Origin of the sequence: Burkholderia sp. WAC0059 (assembly GCF_002870125.1) — a bacterium.
In the GTDB taxonomy this organism is placed as follows: Bacteria; Pseudomonadota; Gammaproteobacteria; order Burkholderiales; family Burkholderiaceae; genus Paraburkholderia.
This window is the reverse complement of record NZ_PNEO01000015.1, coordinates 52,037-70,026: the sequence shown is the minus strand read 5'-3', so window position 1 is coordinate 70,026 and position 17,990 is coordinate 52,037. Positions and strand designations below refer to the sequence as shown.

The 17,990-nt window shown below is 67.3% G+C and carries 24 protein-coding genes; all 24 read right to left on the bottom strand.

The features are described 5' to 3' along the window. Positions 1 to 51: 51 nt before the first annotated feature. Positions 52 to 837, bottom strand: coding sequence for a twin-arginine translocase subunit TatC (gene tatC / locus CY652_RS16220; RefSeq protein WP_102131732.1), 786 nt, complete (start codon positions 835 to 837; stop codon positions 52 to 54). A 34-nt stretch (positions 838 to 871) separates the two neighbouring features. After that, positions 872 to 1,462: a Sec-independent protein translocase protein TatB gene (tatB, locus tag CY652_RS16215; RefSeq protein WP_102131731.1), complete on the bottom strand. Its 591-nt coding sequence runs from the start codon at positions 1,460 to 1,462 to the stop codon at positions 872 to 874. A 44-nt stretch (positions 1,463 to 1,506) separates the two neighbouring features. Continuing rightward, positions 1,507 to 1,749 (bottom strand): Sec-independent protein translocase subunit TatA, encoded by a 243-nt coding sequence (tatA, locus tag CY652_RS16210; RefSeq protein WP_102131730.1) that lies wholly within the window; start codon positions 1,747 to 1,749, stop codon positions 1,507 to 1,509. A 156-nt stretch (positions 1,750 to 1,905) separates the two neighbouring features. Further along, positions 1,906 to 2,274, bottom strand: a complete 369-nt coding sequence (locus CY652_RS16205; RefSeq protein WP_102131802.1) for a histidine triad nucleotide-binding protein — start codon at positions 2,272 to 2,274, stop codon at positions 1,906 to 1,908. A 96-nt stretch (positions 2,275 to 2,370) separates the two neighbouring features. Beyond that, entirely contained in the window at positions 2,371 to 2,757 is a 387-nt protein-coding gene (locus tag CY652_RS16200) for a DUF4870 family protein (RefSeq protein ID WP_258002336.1), read from the bottom strand. A gap of 67 nt (positions 2,758 to 2,824) precedes the next feature. Continuing rightward, the gene (locus tag CY652_RS16195) at positions 2,825 to 3,199 is read right to left on the bottom strand and encodes a phosphoribosyl-ATP diphosphatase (protein ID WP_102131728.1); all 375 of its coding nucleotides are present in this window, start codon (positions 3,197 to 3,199) and stop codon (positions 2,825 to 2,827) included. Beyond that, on the bottom strand, positions 3,196 to 3,603 hold the full coding sequence (gene hisI, locus CY652_RS16190) for a phosphoribosyl-AMP cyclohydrolase (RefSeq protein WP_102131727.1): 408 nt from the start codon (positions 3,601 to 3,603) through the stop codon (positions 3,196 to 3,198). Before hisI ends, CY652_RS16195 begins: the two co-directional genes overlap by 4 nt. A gap of 1 nt (position 3,604) precedes the next feature. Then, positions 3,605 to 4,384: an imidazole glycerol phosphate synthase subunit HisF gene (gene hisF / locus CY652_RS16185; RefSeq protein ID WP_102131801.1), complete on the bottom strand. Its 780-nt coding sequence runs from the start codon at positions 4,382 to 4,384 to the stop codon at positions 3,605 to 3,607. A gap of 140 nt (positions 4,385 to 4,524) precedes the next feature. Beyond that, positions 4,525 to 5,277 (bottom strand): 1-(5-phosphoribosyl)-5-[(5-phosphoribosylamino)methylideneamino]imidazole-4-carboxamide isomerase, encoded by a 753-nt coding sequence (gene hisA, locus CY652_RS16180; protein WP_102131726.1) that lies wholly within the window; start codon positions 5,275 to 5,277, stop codon positions 4,525 to 4,527. A 192-nt stretch (positions 5,278 to 5,469) separates the two neighbouring features. Next, positions 5,470 to 6,111, bottom strand: coding sequence for an imidazole glycerol phosphate synthase subunit HisH (hisH, locus tag CY652_RS16175; RefSeq protein WP_102131725.1), 642 nt, complete (start codon positions 6,109 to 6,111; stop codon positions 5,470 to 5,472). A gap of 282 nt (positions 6,112 to 6,393) precedes the next feature. Beyond that, positions 6,394 to 6,981: an imidazoleglycerol-phosphate dehydratase HisB gene (gene hisB / locus CY652_RS16170; protein ID WP_102131800.1), complete on the bottom strand. Its 588-nt coding sequence runs from the start codon at positions 6,979 to 6,981 to the stop codon at positions 6,394 to 6,396. Between the two features lie 121 nt (positions 6,982 to 7,102). Then, positions 7,103 to 8,173 carry a histidinol-phosphate transaminase gene (gene hisC / locus CY652_RS16165; protein ID WP_102131724.1) on the bottom strand — a complete coding sequence of 357 codons (1,071 nt, stop codon included), beginning with the start codon at positions 8,171 to 8,173 and terminating at the stop codon, positions 7,103 to 7,105. A 119-nt stretch (positions 8,174 to 8,292) separates the two neighbouring features. After that, on the bottom strand, positions 8,293 to 9,612 hold the full coding sequence (gene hisD / locus CY652_RS16160) for a histidinol dehydrogenase (protein ID WP_102131799.1): 1,320 nt from the start codon (positions 9,610 to 9,612) through the stop codon (positions 8,293 to 8,295). Positions 9,613 to 9,717: 105 nt separating this feature from the next. Beyond that, positions 9,718 to 10,407: an ATP phosphoribosyltransferase gene (gene hisG / locus CY652_RS16155; protein WP_102131723.1), complete on the bottom strand. Its 690-nt coding sequence runs from the start codon at positions 10,405 to 10,407 to the stop codon at positions 9,718 to 9,720. Continuing rightward, a complete protein-coding gene (gene murA / locus CY652_RS16150; RefSeq protein WP_102131798.1) occupies positions 10,404 to 11,666 on the bottom strand; it encodes a UDP-N-acetylglucosamine 1-carboxyvinyltransferase in 1,263 nt (420 codons plus the stop codon). Before murA ends, hisG begins: the two co-directional genes overlap by 4 nt. A gap of 111 nt (positions 11,667 to 11,777) precedes the next feature. Further along, positions 11,778 to 12,017: a BolA family protein gene (locus CY652_RS16145; protein ID WP_102131722.1), complete on the bottom strand. Its 240-nt coding sequence runs from the start codon at positions 12,015 to 12,017 to the stop codon at positions 11,778 to 11,780. A gap of 12 nt (positions 12,018 to 12,029) precedes the next feature. Beyond that, positions 12,030 to 12,785, bottom strand: coding sequence for an ABC transporter permease (locus CY652_RS16140; RefSeq protein ID WP_102131721.1), 756 nt, complete (start codon positions 12,783 to 12,785; stop codon positions 12,030 to 12,032). Continuing rightward, positions 12,782 to 13,708 (bottom strand): ABC transporter ATP-binding protein, encoded by a 927-nt coding sequence (locus tag CY652_RS16135; protein ID WP_102131720.1) that lies wholly within the window; start codon positions 13,706 to 13,708, stop codon positions 12,782 to 12,784. The genes CY652_RS16140 and CY652_RS16135 overlap by 4 nt, the downstream gene beginning before the upstream one ends. A gap of 211 nt (positions 13,709 to 13,919) precedes the next feature. Continuing rightward, the gene (locus tag CY652_RS16130; RefSeq protein WP_102131719.1) at positions 13,920 to 14,189 is read right to left on the bottom strand and encodes an STAS domain-containing protein; all 270 of its coding nucleotides are present in this window, start codon (positions 14,187 to 14,189) and stop codon (positions 13,920 to 13,922) included. Then, the gene (locus CY652_RS16125) at positions 14,186 to 14,815 is read right to left on the bottom strand and encodes an MlaC/ttg2D family ABC transporter substrate-binding protein (protein WP_102131718.1); all 630 of its coding nucleotides are present in this window, start codon (positions 14,813 to 14,815) and stop codon (positions 14,186 to 14,188) included. The genes CY652_RS16130 and CY652_RS16125 overlap by 4 nt, the downstream gene beginning before the upstream one ends. A gap of 148 nt (positions 14,816 to 14,963) precedes the next feature. Beyond that, positions 14,964 to 15,833, bottom strand: coding sequence for an MlaA family lipoprotein (locus CY652_RS16120; RefSeq protein WP_102131717.1), 870 nt, complete (start codon positions 15,831 to 15,833; stop codon positions 14,964 to 14,966). An 11-nt stretch (positions 15,834 to 15,844) separates the two neighbouring features. Further along, on the bottom strand, positions 15,845 to 16,357 hold the full coding sequence (mlaD, locus tag CY652_RS16115) for an outer membrane lipid asymmetry maintenance protein MlaD (RefSeq protein ID WP_102131716.1): 513 nt from the start codon (positions 16,355 to 16,357) through the stop codon (positions 15,845 to 15,847). A gap of 41 nt (positions 16,358 to 16,398) precedes the next feature. After that, positions 16,399 to 17,166, bottom strand: coding sequence for a lipid asymmetry maintenance ABC transporter permease subunit MlaE (gene mlaE / locus CY652_RS16110; RefSeq protein ID WP_102131797.1), 768 nt, complete (start codon positions 17,164 to 17,166; stop codon positions 16,399 to 16,401). Further along, positions 17,166 to 17,987: an ABC transporter ATP-binding protein gene (locus CY652_RS16105; RefSeq protein ID WP_102131715.1), complete on the bottom strand. Its 822-nt coding sequence runs from the start codon at positions 17,985 to 17,987 to the stop codon at positions 17,166 to 17,168. The genes mlaE and CY652_RS16105 overlap by 1 nt, the downstream gene beginning before the upstream one ends. Positions 17,988 to 17,990 lie beyond the last annotated feature (3 nt).

Here is a 17,990-nt window from a genome sequence, read left to right as displayed (position 1 = left end):
CTTGGACCCCGGCTCCGAACCCGGTCCTGAACCCGCCGCCCGGCCCGCGGCTCAGCCGGCCGCCTCGCTGTGATCGGCGGCGTCCACTTTCTCGCCCTTGCCGACGAAAATCCGCGCCGCGATGATCCCGGCCTCGTAGAGCACGATGAGCGGCAACGCGAGGATCAGTTGGGAAAACACGTCGGGCGGCGTAACGACGGCCGCGACGATGAACGCGCCGACAACCACGTAGGGCCGGATCTGCCTGAGCTTCTTCACGCTCAGAATGCCCATGCGGACGAGCAGCACGACGACGATCGGCACCTCGAACGTCACGCCGAACGCCATGAACATCGTCAGCACGAAGCTCAGGTAGTTGTTGATGTCGGTCGTCATCTGCGCGCCGAGCGGCGCGTTGTAGTGCGCCATCACGCGAAAGATGGTCGGAAACACGACGAAGTACGCGAACGCCATCCCGCACAGGAACAGCGCGTAGCTGCTGCCGACGAGCGGCGCGACGAGCCGCTTCTCGTGCTGGTAAAGGCCCGGCGCGACGAATGCCCAGATCTGGTAGAGCACGACCGGCAGCGCGATCACGAACGCGACGAGCATCGTCACTTTCATCGGCACGAAGAACGAGCCGGTCACGTCGGTGACGATCATCTTGCCGCCTTGCGGCAAGTTCTGCATCAGCGGCCGCGCGAGCAGCCGGAAGATGTCCGGCGCCCAGTAGACGAGCGCGACGAACACGACGATCACCGACGCGCCGGCCCGGATAATCCGTTCACGCAACTCGACGAGGTGGGAAATGAAGGTCTCTTCGGTGCCTTCGTTCTGGTTTTGCTGGGGGTCGCTCACACCGGCCCTCGGTTGAATGTGATCGTGCGCGGCATCAGAAGAAACGCACCGGACGACGCAGGCTCGCCGGCGTATGCTGCGCGACGCGCGCGGCGCCCGACTGCACGCGCGTACGGCGCAGCGTCGCGCGCTTGTACCAGGTCGGCGTGGCCGTCTGCTTCACGCGCCAGTTCCGGCGCGTGGCCCGAGTCGTCGCGGCCGCGCCGCTGCCGCTCCCGTTGACGTTCCCGCCCGCGCGCCACGACGCCACCGGTTCCGCGACGCCCGGGCCGGCGAGCGCATCGGGATACGCCGGCATCAGGTTGCCCGGCGTCCCCGGCATGCCCGGCGAAATCGACGTGCCCGCGTTCCACGCTTCGTTCAGTTCCGTCTCCTGCTTGCGCAGGTTGTCGTGGACCGTGTTCTCGACGTTGTGCGCCGCCTGCTCGAATTCGGTCTTCATGCGACGCAGCTCGTCCATTTCGATTTCGCGCGTCACTTCCGCCTTGACGTCGTTGATGTAGCGCTGCGCGCGGCCAAACAGTGCGCCGGCCGTGCGCGCCACGCGCGGCAGCCGCTCCGGCCCGAGTACGACCAGCGCGACCACGCCGATCAACGCCATCTTGGTGAGACCCAGATCCAGCATGAATGGGAGTTTCCGTCAGCTCGCGATAGGGGGAGAAAACCGGCTCAGTGCGCGTCGTTGGTATGCGCGTCCTTTTCCTTCGCGTCGACGTCCACCGCGTCGGCATTCGCCGCCAGTTCGCGCTTTTGCGCCGACGTATCGGCCGCCTCGCTGTCGCGCATGCCTTCCTTGAAACCCTTGACCGCACCGCCCAGATCGCTGCCGATGTTGCGCAGCTTCCTCGTGCCGAACACGAGCGCCACGATCAACAGAACGATCAGCCAATGCCAAATGCTAAACGAACCCATGATCAACAATCTCCATTAACCCCGCCGCCCTGCTGCCCTGCGGCAAAAAACGTGTCCGCCCTGCGTCCGGCCCCGGACGCGGCGTTTTTCGTGCCCGTGCGCTCCGCCGCGTCTCGCGGAAATGCAACGGGCCGTCAATTCCGTGCGCTTCGCGCGTCAGCCCATCCGCTGCCACGGACGCGGCCCGGCCAGCAGATGCGCGTGCAGGTGATAAACCTCCTGTCCGCCGCCCGGGCCCGTGTTCACGACCGTGCGAAAGCCGGTATCGCCGCCCGTGTACGCCACGCCGAGCTCTTTGGCAAGGCGCGCCACCAGCACGAGCATTCTACCAAGCAGCGGCGCTTCGCTTTCGCCGCAGTCGGAGAGCGTGGCGATGTGCTGGCGCGGAATGACGAGCACGTGGGTTTCGGCCGCCGGGCGGATGTCGCGGAACGCGACGAATTCGTCGTCCTCGTAGACCCGGGTAGCCGGAATGTCGCCGTCGGCGATCTTGCAGAAAAGACAGGTGCTGCGGTCGTGGCTCATGGTACTCATCGTGCTCCTCGCACGCGAGGCGTGCAACGGGACTCGGACGCGCGGAAAACCGTGAAGGAGCGAGTCTCGAAGCGGTGAAAAGCGGCTTCAAAACCACCCGCGCGGGTTCGGCAGCGGCTTGCTGTCGTACAGATACAGCCAGCCCTTGATGATACGGTACAACGTCCAGATCGCGACAGCCCACAGGATGGGAATGCCGATCACCACGAAAAACAGCGCGACGCCGATCAGGTGGCCGGCAAGGCCCAGCCAGAACGTGCGGATCTGCCAGGCGAAGTGGGCCTCGTACGGCGTGCCGGCCACGTCGGCGCGCTTCACGTAGTTGACGATGATGGCCACCAGCACCGACAGGCCGCCCGTCAGCCAGTACACGGCGTAGAGCGCATAGAGGACGTGGGTGAGCGTGCGCAGGCCGCGTTGCCGGTCGGCCTCGGCGGCATCCGGGTACGGAGGGGGCGTGAATCTGCCGGACATGGACATGCGTGCATCTCCCGATCGGGGCGACCGGCGCACGGAACCGCCCGGCCGGGCGGCGCACGCGTCAGTCGCCGTTCTGCTCGCGCTCGCGGCGCTTGCGCAAGGCCTTTTCCTCGAGCCCCGAAAGTCCCTCGCGGCGCTCGAGTTCGGCCAGCACGTCGGCCGGGCTCAGGCCGAAGTGCGAAAGCGCCACGAGACAGTGGAACCAGAGATCCGCCATCTCGCCGACGAGGCTCGACGGCGCGCCGCCCTGGCGCACGTCCTTCGCCGCCAGCACGACTTCCGTGGCTTCCTCGCCGATCTTCTTCAGCACCGCGTCGTCGCCCTTGTGAAAGAGGCGCGCGACGTACGAAGCGTCGGGATCGCCGCCCCGGCGGCTGTCGATCACCGCGGCGAGGCGCTGCAGCGTATCGTGGAGAGGCTCAGTCGATTGCGTCATTTGTAGATGTGTTCGGGGTCTTTCAGCACGGGATCGACGGCAACCCATTCGCCGTCGTCGGCCGTGCCTTCGAATTTCTGGAAGAAGCACGAGTGGCGGCCCGTATGGCACGCGATGCCGGACACCTGCTCGACCTTGAGCAGCACGACGTCCTCGTCGCAGTCGAGCCGGATTTCATGCACGTGCTGCACGTGGCCGGACTCTTCGCCCTTGAACCAGAGCCGCTTGCGCGAGCGCGAGAAATACACGGCGCGGCCGGTTTCGACCGTCTTCGCGAGCGCCTCGCGGTTCATCCACGCGAACATCAGCACGTCGCCCGAAGCCGCTTCCTGCGCGATGACGGGCACGAGCCCGTTCGCGTCCCAGTTGACCCGGTCGAGCCAGGTTCCTGCCGTATCCGTCACGTCACAACCTCACCGAAATGCCCTGTTGGGCCATGAAGCGCTTGGCCTCGCCGACCGTGTGCTCGCCGTAGTGGAAGATGCTCGCCGCCAGCACCGCATCGGCATGGCCTTCCACGATGCCGTCGGCCAGATGCTGGAGCGAGCCGACGCCGCCCGACGCGATGACGGGCACCGGCACGGCGTCCGACACGGCGCGCGTGAGCGCGAGATCGAAGCCGCTCTTCGTGCCGTCGCGATCCATGCTCGTGAGCAGGATCTCGCCCGCGCCGAGTTCGGCCATGCGACGCGCCCACTGCACGGCATCGAGCCCGGTCGCCTTGCGGCCGCCGTGCGTGAAGACTTCCCAGCGCGGCGCGCCGTTCTCGCCGTCGTCCGCCGCGCGTTTCGCGTCGATCGCGACGACGATGCACTGCGAGCCGTACTTGTCGGCCGCGTCGCGCACGAGCTGCGGATTCGCGACCGCCGACGAATTCATGCTGATCTTGTCCGCGCCGGCATTGAGCAGGCGCCGGACGTCCTCGACCGCACGCACGCCGCCGCCGACCGTGAGCGGAATGAACACCTGGGAGGCGACCGACTCGATGATCGGCAGGATCAGGTCGCGCTGGTCGGAGGTCGCGGTGATGTCGAGAAAGGTCAGTTCGTCGGCGCCCTGCTCGTCGTAGCGCCGCGCGATCTCCACGGGGTCGCCGGCGTCGCGCAGTTCGACGAAGTTGACGCCCTTGACGACCCGCCCCGCGGTCACGTCGAGGCAGGGGATGATGCGTTTAGCCAGAGCCATGATGTTGCCAGTAGTAGCCGGCGCCGTATTGCGGCGGCCGTTCCAGTTTTCGCGCGCCCACCGCGGCATGACGCACCGTCTGCGTCGCGCCCGGCGCAGGATGCCCCGGCGGCAACCGGCGCCGGCGCGCAGCGTTGTTTTCAGGCGTCGTCGGACTCGCGCAGGCTGTCCGCGCGGGTCTGCGCCGCGGAAAAGTCGAGGTCGCCCGAATAGATCGCGCGGCCGCAAATCACGCCCTCGATGCCTTCGTCCTCGACCTCGCAGAGCGCGTCGATATCGGCCAGATTCGAGAGCCCGCCGCTCGCGATCACCGGAATCTTCACGGCGCGCGCGAGGCGCACCGTGGCCTCGATGTTGATGCCCTTGAGCATGCCGTCGCGACCGATGTCGGTGTAGATGACCGACTCGACGCCGTAGTCCTCGAACTTGCGCGCGAGGTCGACGACCTCGTGGCCCGTCAGCTTGCTCCAGCCGTCCGTGGCCACCTTGCCGTCCTTCGCGTCGAGCCCGACGATGATGTGCCCGCCGAACGCCGTGCAGGCCTCCTGGAGGAAACCCGGGTTCTTCACCGCCGCCGTGCCGATGATCACGTACGAAAGCCCGTCGTCGAGGTAGCGCTCGATCGTGTCCAGATCGCGGATGCCGCCGCCCAACTGGATCGGAATTTCGTCGCCGACTTCCGCGATGATCTCGCGAATCGCCTCTTCGTTCCTCGGCTTGCCTGCGAACGCGCCGTTCAGGTCCACCAGATGCAGACGCCGCGCCCCGCGCTCGACCCAGTGTCGGGCCATGGCCGCCGGTTCCTCGGAGAAAATCGTCGCCTGGTCCATATCGCCCTGTTTGAGGCGCACGCAGTGACCGTCTTTGAGATCGATGGCCGGAATCAGCAGCATAGCAATCGGGTGTTGTCTGGGAGGGTTGGTTTCGGACGGCCGCACGGGAAAAAGAGCCCGATCCGCTGCCGTTTCGCTAGTTTAGTACAACTCTTTCGGCGCTCTTGCGCGCACAAATCGGGTCCGGATGGCCGAGGCCGCAAGGCGAAACGCGCCGCGCGACCGTCGCCGACCCGGCGCGATTCGGGAATGTCAGGGGTTCCAGTGCACGAAGTTGCGATAGACGCGCAACCCTGTCGCGGCGCTCTTTTCCGGGTGGAATTGGGTGGCGAAGATGTTATCCCGCGCCACCGCCGAGGTAAAGAACGCGCCGTACGGGGTTTCTCCCACCGTGTGCGCGGCCTCGTCGGGCACCACGTAATAGCTGTGCACGAAATAGAAGTGGCTGCCGTCCGGCACGCCCTCCCAGAGCGCGTGCGGCCGCGTCTGGCGCACCGCGTTCCAGCCCATCTGCGGCACCTTGAAACGCGAGCCGTCGTCCTGGAGCCGGCCGTCCAGCTCGAAGCGGACCACCTTGCCGGGCAAGAGGCCCAGCCCGCGCGTGTCGCCCTCGGCGCTCCAGTCGAACAGCATCTGCTCGCCCACGCAGACGCCCATCAGCGGCTTGCTGCGCGAGGCCTCGACCACGGCGTCCTGCAGGCCCGATTCGGCAAGGCTGCGCATGCAGTCGGGCATCGCACCCTGGCCGGGCAGCACGACGCGGTCGGCCGCGCGAATCGCCTCGGGCCGGTCGACGATCGCCACGTCCGCCTCCGGCTCGGCATGCCGAAGCGCCTGGGCCACCGAGCGCAGGTTGCCCATCCCGTAATCCACAATCGCAATTGAAGTCTTCATTTCGAATCGGGCCCAAAGGCCCCGCCGTTGCTGGTCCGCCGGCACTGTCGCGTACCGTGGACCGTCCACTCGTATCCGTTTACCGTTCCGTCGCCTGGCCTCGCGGCCGGGCATCGGGCGTATCCGCCGCCGCGGGACGAAGCCCCAACTCCGCCTGTCGGGCGCCGGATACGTCCCGGCGCGCCCCGCGCCGCCGCAGGGTCCGCGACAAAATGTCCGCGCGGCCATCCGCGAGCGTTCCTTCGATCCGGCGTCGTTTCGGTCCGGCGCGATCCCCTCGGGTTACAGGCTGCCTTTCGTCGACGGAATCTGCCCCGCGGCCCGCCCGTCGAGCTCGACCGCCATCCGCAGCGCCCGGCCGAACGCCTTGAACACAGTCTCCATCTGGTGATGGGCATTCAGGCCGCGCAGGTTGTCGATATGCAGCGTGACGCCCGCGTGGTTCACGAAACCGCGGAAAAACTCGATCGACAGGTCCACGTCGAACGAGCCGATGCGCGCGCGCGTGAACGGCACGTGGAATTCGAGGCCGGGGCGGCCCGAGAAGTCGACGACGACGCGCGAGAGCGCCTCGTCGAGCGGCACGTAGGCGTGCCCGTAGCGGCGGATGCCCTTCTTGTCGCCGACGGCCTGCGCCACGGCCTGGCCGAGCGTGATGCCGACGTCCTCGACCGTGTGATGGTCGTCGATATGCAGGTCGCCATGCGCCTCGATGTCCAGATCGATCAGACCATGTCGCGCGATCTGGTCGAGCATGTGGTCGAAGAACGGCACGCCGGTCGCGAGCTTCTGCTCGCCGGTGCCGTCCAGATTGATCTTCACGCGGATTTGCGTTTCGCTGGTGTTGCGAACGACTTGCGCGACGCGCATGGCAAATTCCTTCAACCGGGCCGATAGCGCCCGTCGTTAATTCCCGTCGTACGTCGTAACAGGGTTTGAGTGGGGAGAAAACCGCCGGCAGCGCATTCGCCGCCGGCATGGCGATCCGGATTCAGTGCAGCACGAGCCGGAGCGCCGCCAGCAATTGCCCGTTTTCGTCGGGCGCGCCTACCGTCAGACGCACGCAATTGGCCAGCAATGGGTGCATTTTACTCACGTTTTTGATCAGCACCCGGGCCGACAGGAGCGTCTCGAACACCGCCGACGCATCGGGCACGCGCACGAGCAGGAAATTGCCGGCGCTCGCGAACACCTGCGCGCCCGGCAACTGCGCGACCGCCGCCGCGAGCCGCTCGCGCTCCTCGCGCAGCAGCGCCGCCTGGGCGTCGAGCACGTCGAGGTGGTCGAGCAGAAAATCGGCCGCGGCCTGAGTCAGCACGTTCACGTTGTACGGCGGGCGCACCTTGTCGAACTCGTTGAGCCAGGCGGGCCGCCCGGCGAGATAACCGAGGCGGATGCCGGCGAGCCCGAGCTTGGACATCGTGCGCATCACGACGACGTTGTCGAAGTCGTCCACGCGCGCCATCCAGCTTTGCCCCGCAAACGGCTGGTACGCCTCGTCGATCACGACGAGGCTGTGCGACGCCGCCGCGACGATGCGCTCGATCGCGCCGTCATCGAACAGCGTGCCGGTCGGGTTGTTCGGATACGCGAGCCAGATCACGGCGGGCCGATGCTCGGCAATGGCGGCCAGCATCGCGTCGACGTCGAGCGTGAAATCGGCGGCCAGCGGCACGCCGACGAAGCCGGCCTGCGCGAACTTCGCCGCCATCTGGTAGATCACGAACGTGGGCACGGGCGCGAGCACGGTGGCGCCCGGCTTCGCGCACGCGACCGTGATCATGTTGATGATCTCGTCGGAGCCGTTGCCGAGCAGCAGGTCGCAGCCGGGCGGCACGCCCATCGCGTGCCGGAGCTTCGCGATCAGCGCCTCCGGACGCGGCGCCGGATAGCGGTTCAGCGCCACGCCGGCCAAACGCTCGCCGAGCCGCGCGGCCAGCTCGGGCGGCAGCGGGAACGGGTTCTCCATCGCGTCGAGTTTGACGAAGCCGGTCGCGTCGGGCACCGGGTAGCCCGTCATCGCGAGCACTTCGCGACGAATGATGTCTTGTGGGGTTGTCATGGCGGGCCGATCCGGCTCGGCGGCTTCGGGATCGCGGGTTGTCGTTGCGGTGTGGTGTGGCTGGGCGGTTTCGTCGAGATGCGCGCGCCGGCAACGGAACCGGCGCGCGCGAACTCGCGTCAGACCGGCTTCATCCGGTATTCGGCGCTGCGCGCGTGGGCCTGCAGGCCTTCGCCGTAAGCGAGTTCCGCCGCGATTTCGCCGAGCGTCTGCGCGCCTTCCGCGCTGACTTCGATCAGGCTCGAGCGCTTGAGGAAATCATAGACGCCGAGCGGCGAGGAGAAACGTGCGGTACGGGACGTAGGCAACACGTGGTTGGGCCCCGCGCAGTAGTCGCCGAGGCTCTCGCTCGTGTAGCGGCCGAGGAAGATCGCGCCCGCGTGGCGGATTTCGTTCGCCCACTGCTGCGGCTCGAGCGCCGAGATTTCGAGGTGCTCGGGCGCGATGTCGTTGGCGATCGCGCACGCCTCGGCCATGTCGCGCACCTTGACGAGCGCGCCGCGATTGACGAGCGACGTGCCGATCACCGCGGCGCGCGGCAGCGTGGGCAGCAGCTCGTCGATGGCCGCCTCGACGCGGTCGATGAACGCCGCGTCCGGGCACAGCAGGATCGACTGCGCGAGCTCGTCGTGCTCGGCCTGCGAGAACAGGTCCATCGCGACCCAGCGCGGGTCGGTGGTGCCGTCGCAGATCACGAGGATTTCGGACGGCCCGGCGATCATGTCGATGCCGACCGTGCCGAACACGCGGCGCTTGGCCGAGGCGACGTAGGCATTGCCCGGCCCGCAGATTTTATCGACGGCCGGAATCGTTGCGGTGCCGTAAGCGAGCGCGCCGACGGCCTGGGCGCCGCCGATCGTGAACACGCGATCGACGCCGCCGAGCAGCGCGGCCGCGAGCACGAGCGGGTTCTTCACGCCGTCGGGCGTCGGCACGACCATGACGATCTCGCGCACGCCGGCCACGCGTGCCGGAATCGCGTTCATCAGCACCGACGACGGGTAGGCGGCCTTGCCGCCCGGCACGTAGAGGCCGACGCGGTCGAGCGGCGTCACCTTCTGGCCGAGCACGGTGCCGTCCGCCTCGGTGTACTGCCAGCTATGGCTGCCGCACTCGATGCGCTGCTTCTCGTGGTAGCCGCGCACGCGCGCCGCCGCCGCCTCGAGCGCCGCGCGCCGCTTGGGCTCGAGCCCTTCGAGCGCCGCCTCGAGCTCGGCCTGCGGCAACTCCAGCGCCGCGACCGCCGTCGCGTCGAGCCGGTCGAAGCGGTTCGTGTACTCGAGTACGGCCGCGTCGCCGCGCGCCTTCACGTCGGCCAGAATCTGCGCGACCGAACGCTCGATCGCCTCGTCCTCGCTCGCCTCGAACGCGAGCACGGCGTTAAGCGCCCGCCTGAATCCTTCGGCGCCCGAATCGAGTTTGCGAATCCTGATGCCCATGTCGATATCCATCCGTTTCAGTCATGCGGCCGGCGCGGGACCGGCGCGGCGGCGGGCGCGAACCCGCCGGTTTCGCGATGCGCGGCGCACCGCCCCCGCTTTCCGTCAGCGCGCCTCGCGCCGCGAAGCGCGCTCGAACGCGTCGAGCAGCGGCCGCAGCGCGGCGCGCTTGAGCTTGAGCGCCGCCTGATTCACGACGAGACGCGAGGAAATCTGCATGATCTCCTCGACCTCGACCAGATCGTTCGCGCGCAGCGTGCCGCCCGAGCTGACGAGGTCGACGATCGCGTCGGCGAGGCCCACGAGCGGCGCGAGTTCCATCGAGCCGTACAGCTTGATCAGATCGACGTGCACGCCCTTGGCGGCGAAGTGCTCGCGCGCCGTCGCCACGTACTTGGTCGCCACGCGCAGCCGCGCGCCCTGGCGCACGGCGCTCGTGTAGTCGAAGCCGGCCGCAACCGCGACCGACATCCGGCAGCGCGCGATGTCGAGGTCGATCGGCTGGTACAGGCCGCTGCCGCCGTGTTCGAGCAGCACGTCCTTGCCCGCGACGCCGAAGTCGGCCGCGCCGTACTCGACGTAGGTCGGCACGTCGGTCGCGCGCACGATGATGACGCGCAGGTTCGGGTCGGTCGTCGGCAGGATCAGCTTGCGCGAGGTTTCCGGGTCCTCGGTCACCTGCACGCCGGCGGCGGCGAGGAGCGGCAGCGTTTCCTCGAAGATACGCCCTTTCGAGAGCGCCAGCGTCAGCGGCGCGGGCGAAGCGTTCGCCGGAATCGGCGCCACGAAGCTCATGCCGCGCTCCCCTTGATGCGCGTGACGGCCGCGCCGACGCCCGTCAGCTTGGCCTCCATGCGGTCGTAGCCGCGATCGAGGTGGTAGATGCGGTCGATCAGCGTCTCGCCCTCGGCGCACAGCCCGGCGATCACGAGGCTTGCCGACGCGCGCAGGTCGGTGGCCATGACCTTCGCGCCCGAGAGCTGCGCGACGCCGGCCACGAGCGCCGTGTTGCCGTCGATCGTGATACTCGCGCCGAGCCGGTTCAGCTCCTGGACGTGCATGAAGCGGTTCTCGAAGATCGTCTCGACGACCTGCGAGGTGCCGTCCGCCAGCGCGTTGAGCGCCATGAACTGCGCCTGCATGTCGGTCGGGAACGCCGGGTATTCGGAGGTTCGCACGTTGACGGCGCGCGGGCGCTGGTGCATCCGCACGCGCAGCCAGTCGTCGCCTTCCTCGATGCTCGCGCCCGCCTCGCGCAGCTTGTCGATCACGGCGTCGAGCAGACGCGCGTTCACGCGGCGCAGCGTGACGTCGCCGCCGGCGGCCGCGACCGCGCAGAGAAACGTGCCGGCCTCGATACGGTCGGGCACGACCCGGTGGCGCGCGCCGTGGAGCCGGTCGACGCCCTGCACCACGAGCCGGTCGGTACCGATGCCCTCGATCTTCGCGCCCATCGAAACGAGCAGGTTCGCGAGGTCGCCGACCTCCGGCTCGCGCGCGGCGTTCTCGATCACCGTCTCGCCGTCGGCCAGCACGGCGGCCATCAGCAGGTTCTCGGTGCCGGTCACGGTGATCATGTCGGTGACGATGCGCGCGCCCTTCAACCGCTTCGCGCGCACCTCGATGAAGCCGTGCTCGATGCTGATTTCGGCCCCCATCGCCTGCAGGCCCTTGATGTGCTGGTCGACGGGCCGCGCGCCGATCGCGCAGCCGCCGGGCAGCGACACCTTCGCCTCGCCGAAGCGCGCGACGAGCGGCCCGAGCACGAGGATCGAGGCCCGCATCGTCTTGACGAGCTCGTAGGGCGCAACGAGGTTGTCGACCTTCGAGGCATCGAGCTGCACACGGTCGCCGGCGTGCTCGGCGCGCACGCCCATCTGGCCGAGCAGCTTGAGCGTCGTGCGCACGTCCTGCAGGTTGGGCACGTTCTCCAGATAAACCGGCTCGGCAGTGAGCAGCCCCGCGCAAAGGATCGGCAGCGCGGCGTTCTTCGCGCCGGACACGACGACTTCCCCCGCGAGCCTGCGCCCGCCGACGATGACGAGTTTATCCATGCCTGTGGTGTCCTGGTCGGTGCGGCCGGCAAGCGGCGCCGCATGTTTTGCGTTGGCGGCGCCGCTCGCGGCGGCGGCGTTATCCTGGGTCGTTCGCACTGAGGTTCCAGATTATGCGTTTTGCCATTCGGCGGGAGTCAGGGTTTTCATGCTGAGCGCGTGGATTTCCTCGCGCATGCGATCGCCGAGCGCCGCGTAGACGAGCTGATGCCGCTGGATCAGGCGCTTGCCCTCGAAACCCGGCGACACGATCGTCGCGAAGAAATGCTGTCCGTCGCCCTCGACCTCGAGATGCTCGCACGGAAGCCCCGCCGAGATGTACTGCTTGACCTGTTCCGGAGTCGGCAACATGGAATCCCCCTCTCAGTGACGCAGCTTGTAGCCGGTCGCGAGCATGCGCATCGCGAGCGCGGCGAGCACGACGAAAAACCCGCCGACGATCGCGAGGCTCGCGAGCGGATCGATGTCCGACAGGCCGAAGAAGCCGTAGCGAAAGCCGTCGATCATGTAGAAGAACGGGTTGAGCCTCGACACTTCGCGCCACACGGGCGGCAGCGTGTGCGTCGAATAGAACACGCCCGAAAGGAACGTGAGCGGCATGATGAGGAAGTTCTGGAATGCGGCGAGCTGGTCGAACTTATCGGCCCAGATGCCGGCGATGAGGCCGAGCGTGCCCAGGATCGCGGAACCGAGAACCGCGAACGCGACGATGTAGAGCGGCGCGACGAAGCCGAGCGGGATGAACCAGACCGTCACGACGAGCACGCCGAGCCCGACCGCGAGGCCGCGCACGACCGAGCCGAGCACGTAGGCGCCGAACATGTCCAGGGCCGAGAGCGGCGGCAGCAGCATGAACACGAGGTTGCCCGTGATCTTCGACTGGATCAGCGACGACGAGCTGTTCGCGAACGCGTTCTGCAGCACGCTCATCATCACGAGGCCGGGAATCAGGAAGCTCGTGTACTCGACGCCCGGATACACCTCTACGCGGCCGCGCAGCGCGTGACCGAAGATCGTCAGGTACAGCAGCGCCGTGATGACGGGCGCGAGCACGGTCTGAAACGCTACCTTCCAGAAACGCAGCACTTCCTTGTAGAACAGCGTGCGGAATCCGCTCATGCCAGCCCCTCGACCAGTTCGGGCCCGCTCATCACTTGCAGGAAGACGTCCTCCAGATCCGCCTTGCGCACTTCGATTTCGTCGAACCGGCAGCCGGCCACGCGGCATTGCGAGAGGATGCGCTCGACCTCGTCGTAGCCCGAAAGCCGCAGCAGATGCTGACGGCCGCCCGCGTTGGTCGGGTCCACCTCGAGCGCGCGCAGCTCGACCGGCAGCACGCCCTCGGAAAAACGCAGGAAGAGCTGCGTACCGGCGAAACGCTGCAGCAGCGCGCTCGTGCGCTCGAGCGCCACGACCTCGCCGCGCCGCAGCATCGCGATGCGGTCGCAGAGCGACTCGGCCTCTTCGAGGTAGTGCGTCGTCAGGACGATCGTGTGGCCCTCGCGGTTCAGGCGCGAGATGAACTTCCAGAGCGTCTGCCGCAGCTCGACGTCCACGCCGGCCGTCGGCTCGTCGAGCACGATGACGGGCGGACGGTGCACGAGCGCCTGGGCGACGAGCACGCGCCGCTTCATGCCGCCGGAGAGCGCCCGCATGTTGACGTCGGCCTTCTCGGTGAGATCGAGGTTGGCCATCACCTCGTCGATCCACGCGTCGTTGTTGTGCAGGCCGAAGTAGCCGGACTGGATGCGCAGCGTCTCGCGCACCGTGAAGAACGGGTCGAACACGAGCTCCTGGGGCACGACGCCGAGCGCACGGCGCGCGGCGCGAAAATCGCCGACGACGTCGTGGCCGCGCACGGCCACCCGTCCTTCGTCGGCCCGCGCGAGCCCCGCAAGAATGCTGATGAGCGTCGTCTTGCCCGCGCCGTTCGGGCCGAGCAGCCCGAAAAACTCGCCCTCTTCGACCGTAAAGCTGACGCCCTTGAGCGCCTGTAGCTGTTTGTAGCGCTTTTTGACGTTGCTGATTTCTATGGCTGGCATGACTTCCGCGCCGCCTGTTTTGAACGGCGGCGCCTGCTGGATACGTGGAGTGCTGCGGGGAACGGGATCGGGGGGCAGATTGCCCTGCCTGGAAACCCCAAATCGAAGTCCCAAAAAACGGTTGATTATAGGGCAAAGTCGGATCGCCCGACCTGGCGGAGAAGGCAGCGGGAAGAAGGACGGCCCGGGGCCCGGCAGGGGGCCGCCCGCGTCAATGTCGCGCAGCGAGCAGCGTATCGACGCCGTAGGCGCGCGCGAGGCTCGCGAGCGCGGAAGGCAGGTTGACGACCTGGAGCACGCTGCCGCGCGCGTGCGCGGCACGCTGCCAGGCGAGCAGCACGGCAAGGGCCGACGAGTCGAATTGCGTGAGCGACGTGCAATCGACTTCGCTCGCGCCCGCGGCAATCCGCTCGAGTCCCGCCGCGAGCGCGGCCTTCGCGCTCGCGTGAGTCAGCGTGGCGCCGGTTTCGAAGCGGCTCACGACGCCTTGCCCGCCGCCAGTTGCTGGTTGCGCTGGGTCAGGAACTGGATCAGGCCGTCGACGCCGCTCTGCTGGATCTTTTCCTGGAACTGCTGCTGGTAGGCCTGAATCAGCCACGCGCCGAGCACGTTGATGTCGTAGACGCGCCAGCCCTGCGGCGTCTTGTAGAGGCGGTAGTCGAGCTCGACCGGCGAGCCGTTGTTCATCACGGTCGTGCGCACGACGACGTCGGTGTCGCCGGGGTCCGCCCGGAACGGCAGGTACTGGATCTGCTGGTTGTGCACCTGGGCGAGCGCGCCCGAATAAGTCCGGATCAGGAGCATTTCGAACTGATCGACCACCTGCGTCTGCTGCTGGGGCGTGGCGGTGCGCCAGTAACGGCCCATCGCGAGCTGCGTGGTGCGGCGGAAATCGGTGTACGGCAGGATCTGCTCGTTGACGAGCTTCGTGATCTCCGAGATGTCGCCCTGCTGGACCGACTTGTCGTTCTGGATCGAATTCATCACCTGCTGGATGATGGCCTTGACCATACCGTCCGGAGAACTCGTGTCGATGGACTGGGCCGAAGCCGTGCCGACGAACGCAAAAAATGCGGCAAAAAGCGGGATCAGAAAGAATTTTTTCATGATAAATCCTGCATGCAGGGAAATTTACTGCCTAATGACCCTTTCGGAGCCATTTTGGACTAACGAGCGGTCAACGATATCACACGCGTCCGACACGCATCCGCGCCGCCCGCCGCGCGGCAGGCGAGCGCGAGCCGTACAGTCCGGGTCAGCGCAGCCGCATGCCCGGGGTGCCGAAGCGCGCCGGCGGCACGGTCTGGTCGGCCGGAGCCCCGGCGGCGCCCGAGGCCGGCTGCGGAACGGCCGGCGCCGATGCGCCTCCGGGCGCGGCAGCACCCGCCGCGCCATCGTCGACGTCGTAATTCGGCAACGGCGTGCCCTGCCCGCCCGTCGAGGAATCCGCCGAGCTCAGATAGCGTCGCCGCTGCAGATAGGTATTGCGCATGAACGAGTACTGGTCGATCGCCGCGCCCTGAAGCAGATCGCTCGCGCCCAGCAGGTTCGCGCGCGTGCTCAGGACGTTCACGGCGTAAATGCCCCAGCTCGCCGAATCCGGCTCGACGTAGGTGAGCGGATTGATGAAGTAATTGACGACCCAGCCCGTCGAGTCGCGCACCGTGCTCGGGCCGAGCAGCGGCAGCACGAGGTACGGTCCCGGCGGCACGCCGTAATGGGCGAGCGTCAGGCCGAAGTCCTGGTCGTGCTTGGGCAGCTTCGCGAGCGTCGCGACGTCGAACAGGCCGCCGACCCCGAAGACCGAGTTGATGACGAGCCGCATGATGTCCTCGACGCCATCGGTGACCTTGAGCTGCAGCAGATCGTTCGCGGCGTTGTAGACGTCGCCGATGTTCGAGAAGAAGTTCGTCACGCTGTCGCGCACCGGCTTCGGCGTGACCTTCACATACCCCTGCGCGGCCGGCCTCAGCGCGTACTGGTCGACCTTGTCGTTGAACTTGAAGATCGTCCGGTTGAACCCTTCGAACGGATCGTCCTTCGACGGCGTCTGCACCGTCGAACACCCTGCGAGAGCTAACGCCATCGCCGCGAACGCGACCTTGCGCATTCCGCTCGTCTTCATTCTTGTTCTCCTTACTGGCTCGCGCCCGAAGCGGGCGACGCGCCCGCCGGTTTGGCCGCGCCCGAGTCCGCGGCCTTGCTGTAGAGAAGCTGCCCGATCAGATTCTCGAGCACGATGGCCGACTGCGTCATCGTGATCGTGTCGCCATTCTTGAGCATGTCCGTGTCACCCCCGGGTTCAAGGCCGATGTACTGCTCGCCGAGCAGGCCAGCGGTCAGAATCTTCGCCGACGAATCCCTCGGAAACAGGTACTGCCTGTCGATGTCGATCGTCACGAGCGCCTGGTAGGTGTTCGTGTCGAAACCGATCGAATCGACGCGACCCACCGTCACGCCCGCGCTCTTCACGGGCGCGCGCGGCTTGAGTCCGCCGATGTTGTCGAACCTGAGCTTCACCGCGTAGGTGGGCTGGAACGACAGCGAGCTCATGTTGCCGGCCTTGAGCGCGAGAAACAGCAGCGCCAGCACGCCCAGCACCACGAACAGGCCGACCCAGAAGTCGAGAGCAGTCTTTTTCATCGTCATCCCAATCAGAAACCGTTGCGACGGCGGCGCCGTCCGCGCCGTCAGCTAAACATCAGTGCGGTCAGCAGGAAGTCGAGGCCGAGCACCGCGAGCGACGCGTACACCACCGTCTTCGTCGTCGCGCGCGAGACGCCCTCCGGCGTCGGCTTGGCCTCGTAGCCCTGGTAGAGCGCGACGAACGTGACGGCGAAACCGAACACGATACTCTTCATGACGCCGTTGCCCACGTCGGTCCAGACGTCCACGCCGGCCTGCATCTGCGACCAGAACGCGCCGGCATCGACGCCGATCAGCACCACGCCGACCACGTAGCCGCCGAGAATGCCGACCGCGCTGAAGATCGCGGCGAGTATCGGCATGGCGATCACGCCCGCCCACATGCGCGGCGCGATCACGATGCGCAGCGGGTCGACCGCCATCATCTCCATCGCGGTCAACTGCTCGCCCGCCTTCATGAGGCCGATCTCGGCCGTGAGCGACGTGCCGGCGCGGCCGGCGAACAGCAACGCCGTGACGACGGGCCCGAGTTCGCGCACGAGCGAGAGCGCGACGAGCAGGCCGAGCGCCTGGTCGGAGCCGTAGCGGTTCAGCGTGTAATACCCCTGCAGGCCGAGCACGAAACCGACGAAGAGCCCCGACACCGCAATGATGAGCAGCGAATAATTACCGACGAAGTGGATCTGCTTCGTGACAAGACGCGGACGGCGCAGGAGCGGAAAGAACTCGAGCACGAGCCGCACGAAGAAACGCGCCGCGTAGCCCGCACGCGCGAACGCGTCGATGACGCCGCGGCCGATCAGGCTGATGATCATGAACGCCCTCCGCCAATGCCGAAGTCCGCCTCGAGCGAGGCGTTGGCCGGGTAATGGAACCGGAACGGACCGTCCGGCGCGCCGTCGATGAACTGCCGCACGCTCGGGTCCGTCGAGGCGCGCAGCTCGTCCGGCGTCCCTTGAGCGAGCACGCCGCCGTTGGCGAGGAAATAGACGTAATCGGCAATCGCGAACGATTCGGGCACGTCGTGCGAGACGAGGATCGAGGTCGCGCCGAGCGCGTCGTTGAGCGTGCGGATCAGGTTCGCCGTGATGCCGAGCGAAATCGGGTCGAGCCCGGCGAACGGCTCGTCGTACATCATCAGCTCGGGGTCGAGCGCGATGGCGCGGGCGAGCGCCACGCGCCGCGCCATGCCGCCCGACACCTCCGACGGCGCGAGGTCGCGCGCGCCGCGCAGGCCGACCGCGTTGAGCTTCATCAGCACGAGGTCGCGAATCAGGGCTTCGGGCAGATCGGTGTGTTCGCGCAGCGCGAACGCGACGTTGTCGAACACCGACATGTCGGTGAAAAGCGCGCCGAACTGGAACAGCATGCCCATCTTGCGGCGCAGCGCGTAAAGGCCTTCGCGCGTCTGCGCGCCGATGTCCTCGCCGTGAAACAGCACCTGGCCGCGCCGTGCCTGCACGAGACCGCCGATGAGCCGCAGGACCGTCGTCTTGCCGCAGCCCGATCCGCCCATGACCGCCACCACCTGACCGCGCGCGAAGCGCAGGTTCAGGCCGGAGAGGACGAGTCGGTCGTTGTAGCCGAAATCGACGTCGCGAAGCTCGAGAAGAGTCTCTGAAGGAAGAGGCACGTG

What these genes read in the sequence shown, in the direction of transcription:
- tatB (WP_102131731.1), bottom strand. Translation starts at nt 1,462, where the DNA reads ATGCTGGATCTGGGTCTCACCAAGATGGCGTTGATCGGCGTGGTCGCG.
- tatA (WP_102131730.1), bottom strand. Translation starts at nt 1,749, where the DNA reads ATGGGTTCGTTTAGCATTTGGCATTGGCTGATCGTTCTGTTGATCGTG.
- CY652_RS16205 (WP_102131802.1), bottom strand. Translation starts at nt 2,274, where the DNA reads ATGAGCCACGACCGCAGCACCTGTCTTTTCTGCAAGATCGCCGACGGC.
- CY652_RS16200 (WP_258002336.1), bottom strand. Translation starts at nt 2,757, where the DNA reads ATGTCCGGCAGATTCACGCCCCCTCCGTACCCGGATGCCGCCGAGGCC.
- CY652_RS16195 (WP_102131728.1), bottom strand. Translation starts at nt 3,199, where the DNA reads ATGACGCAATCGACTGAGCCTCTCCACGATACGCTGCAGCGCCTCGCC.
- hisF (WP_102131801.1), bottom strand. Translation starts at nt 4,384, where the DNA reads ATGGCTCTGGCTAAACGCATCATCCCCTGCCTCGACGTGACCGCGGGG.
- hisA (WP_102131726.1), bottom strand. Translation starts at nt 5,277, where the DNA reads ATGCTGCTGATTCCGGCCATCGATCTCAAAGACGGTCACTGCGTGCGC.
- hisH (WP_102131725.1), bottom strand. Translation starts at nt 6,111, where the DNA reads ATGAAGACTTCAATTGCGATTGTGGATTACGGGATGGGCAACCTGCGC.
- hisB (WP_102131800.1), bottom strand. Translation starts at nt 6,981, where the DNA reads ATGCGCGTCGCGCAAGTCGTTCGCAACACCAGCGAAACGCAAATCCGC.
- hisC (WP_102131724.1), bottom strand. Translation starts at nt 8,173, where the DNA reads ATGACAACCCCACAAGACATCATTCGTCGCGAAGTGCTCGCGATGACG.
- hisD (WP_102131799.1), bottom strand. Translation starts at nt 9,612, where the DNA reads ATGGGCATCAGGATTCGCAAACTCGATTCGGGCGCCGAAGGATTCAGG.
- hisG (WP_102131723.1), bottom strand. Translation starts at nt 10,407, where the DNA reads ATGAGCTTCGTGGCGCCGATTCCGGCGAACGCTTCGCCCGCGCCGCTG.
- murA (WP_102131798.1), bottom strand. Translation starts at nt 11,666, where the DNA reads ATGGATAAACTCGTCATCGTCGGCGGGCGCAGGCTCGCGGGGGAAGTC.
- CY652_RS16145 (WP_102131722.1), bottom strand. Translation starts at nt 12,017, where the DNA reads ATGTTGCCGACTCCGGAACAGGTCAAGCAGTACATCTCGGCGGGGCTT.
- CY652_RS16140 (WP_102131721.1), bottom strand. Translation starts at nt 12,785, where the DNA reads ATGAGCGGATTCCGCACGCTGTTCTACAAGGAAGTGCTGCGTTTCTGG.
- CY652_RS16135 (WP_102131720.1), bottom strand. Translation starts at nt 13,708, where the DNA reads ATGCCAGCCATAGAAATCAGCAACGTCAAAAAGCGCTACAAACAGCTA.
- CY652_RS16125 (WP_102131718.1), bottom strand. Translation starts at nt 14,815, where the DNA reads ATGAAAAAATTCTTTCTGATCCCGCTTTTTGCCGCATTTTTTGCGTTC.
- CY652_RS16120 (WP_102131717.1), bottom strand. Translation starts at nt 15,833, where the DNA reads ATGAAGACGAGCGGAATGCGCAAGGTCGCGTTCGCGGCGATGGCGTTA.
- mlaD (WP_102131716.1), bottom strand. Translation starts at nt 16,357, where the DNA reads ATGACGATGAAAAAGACTGCTCTCGACTTCTGGGTCGGCCTGTTCGTG.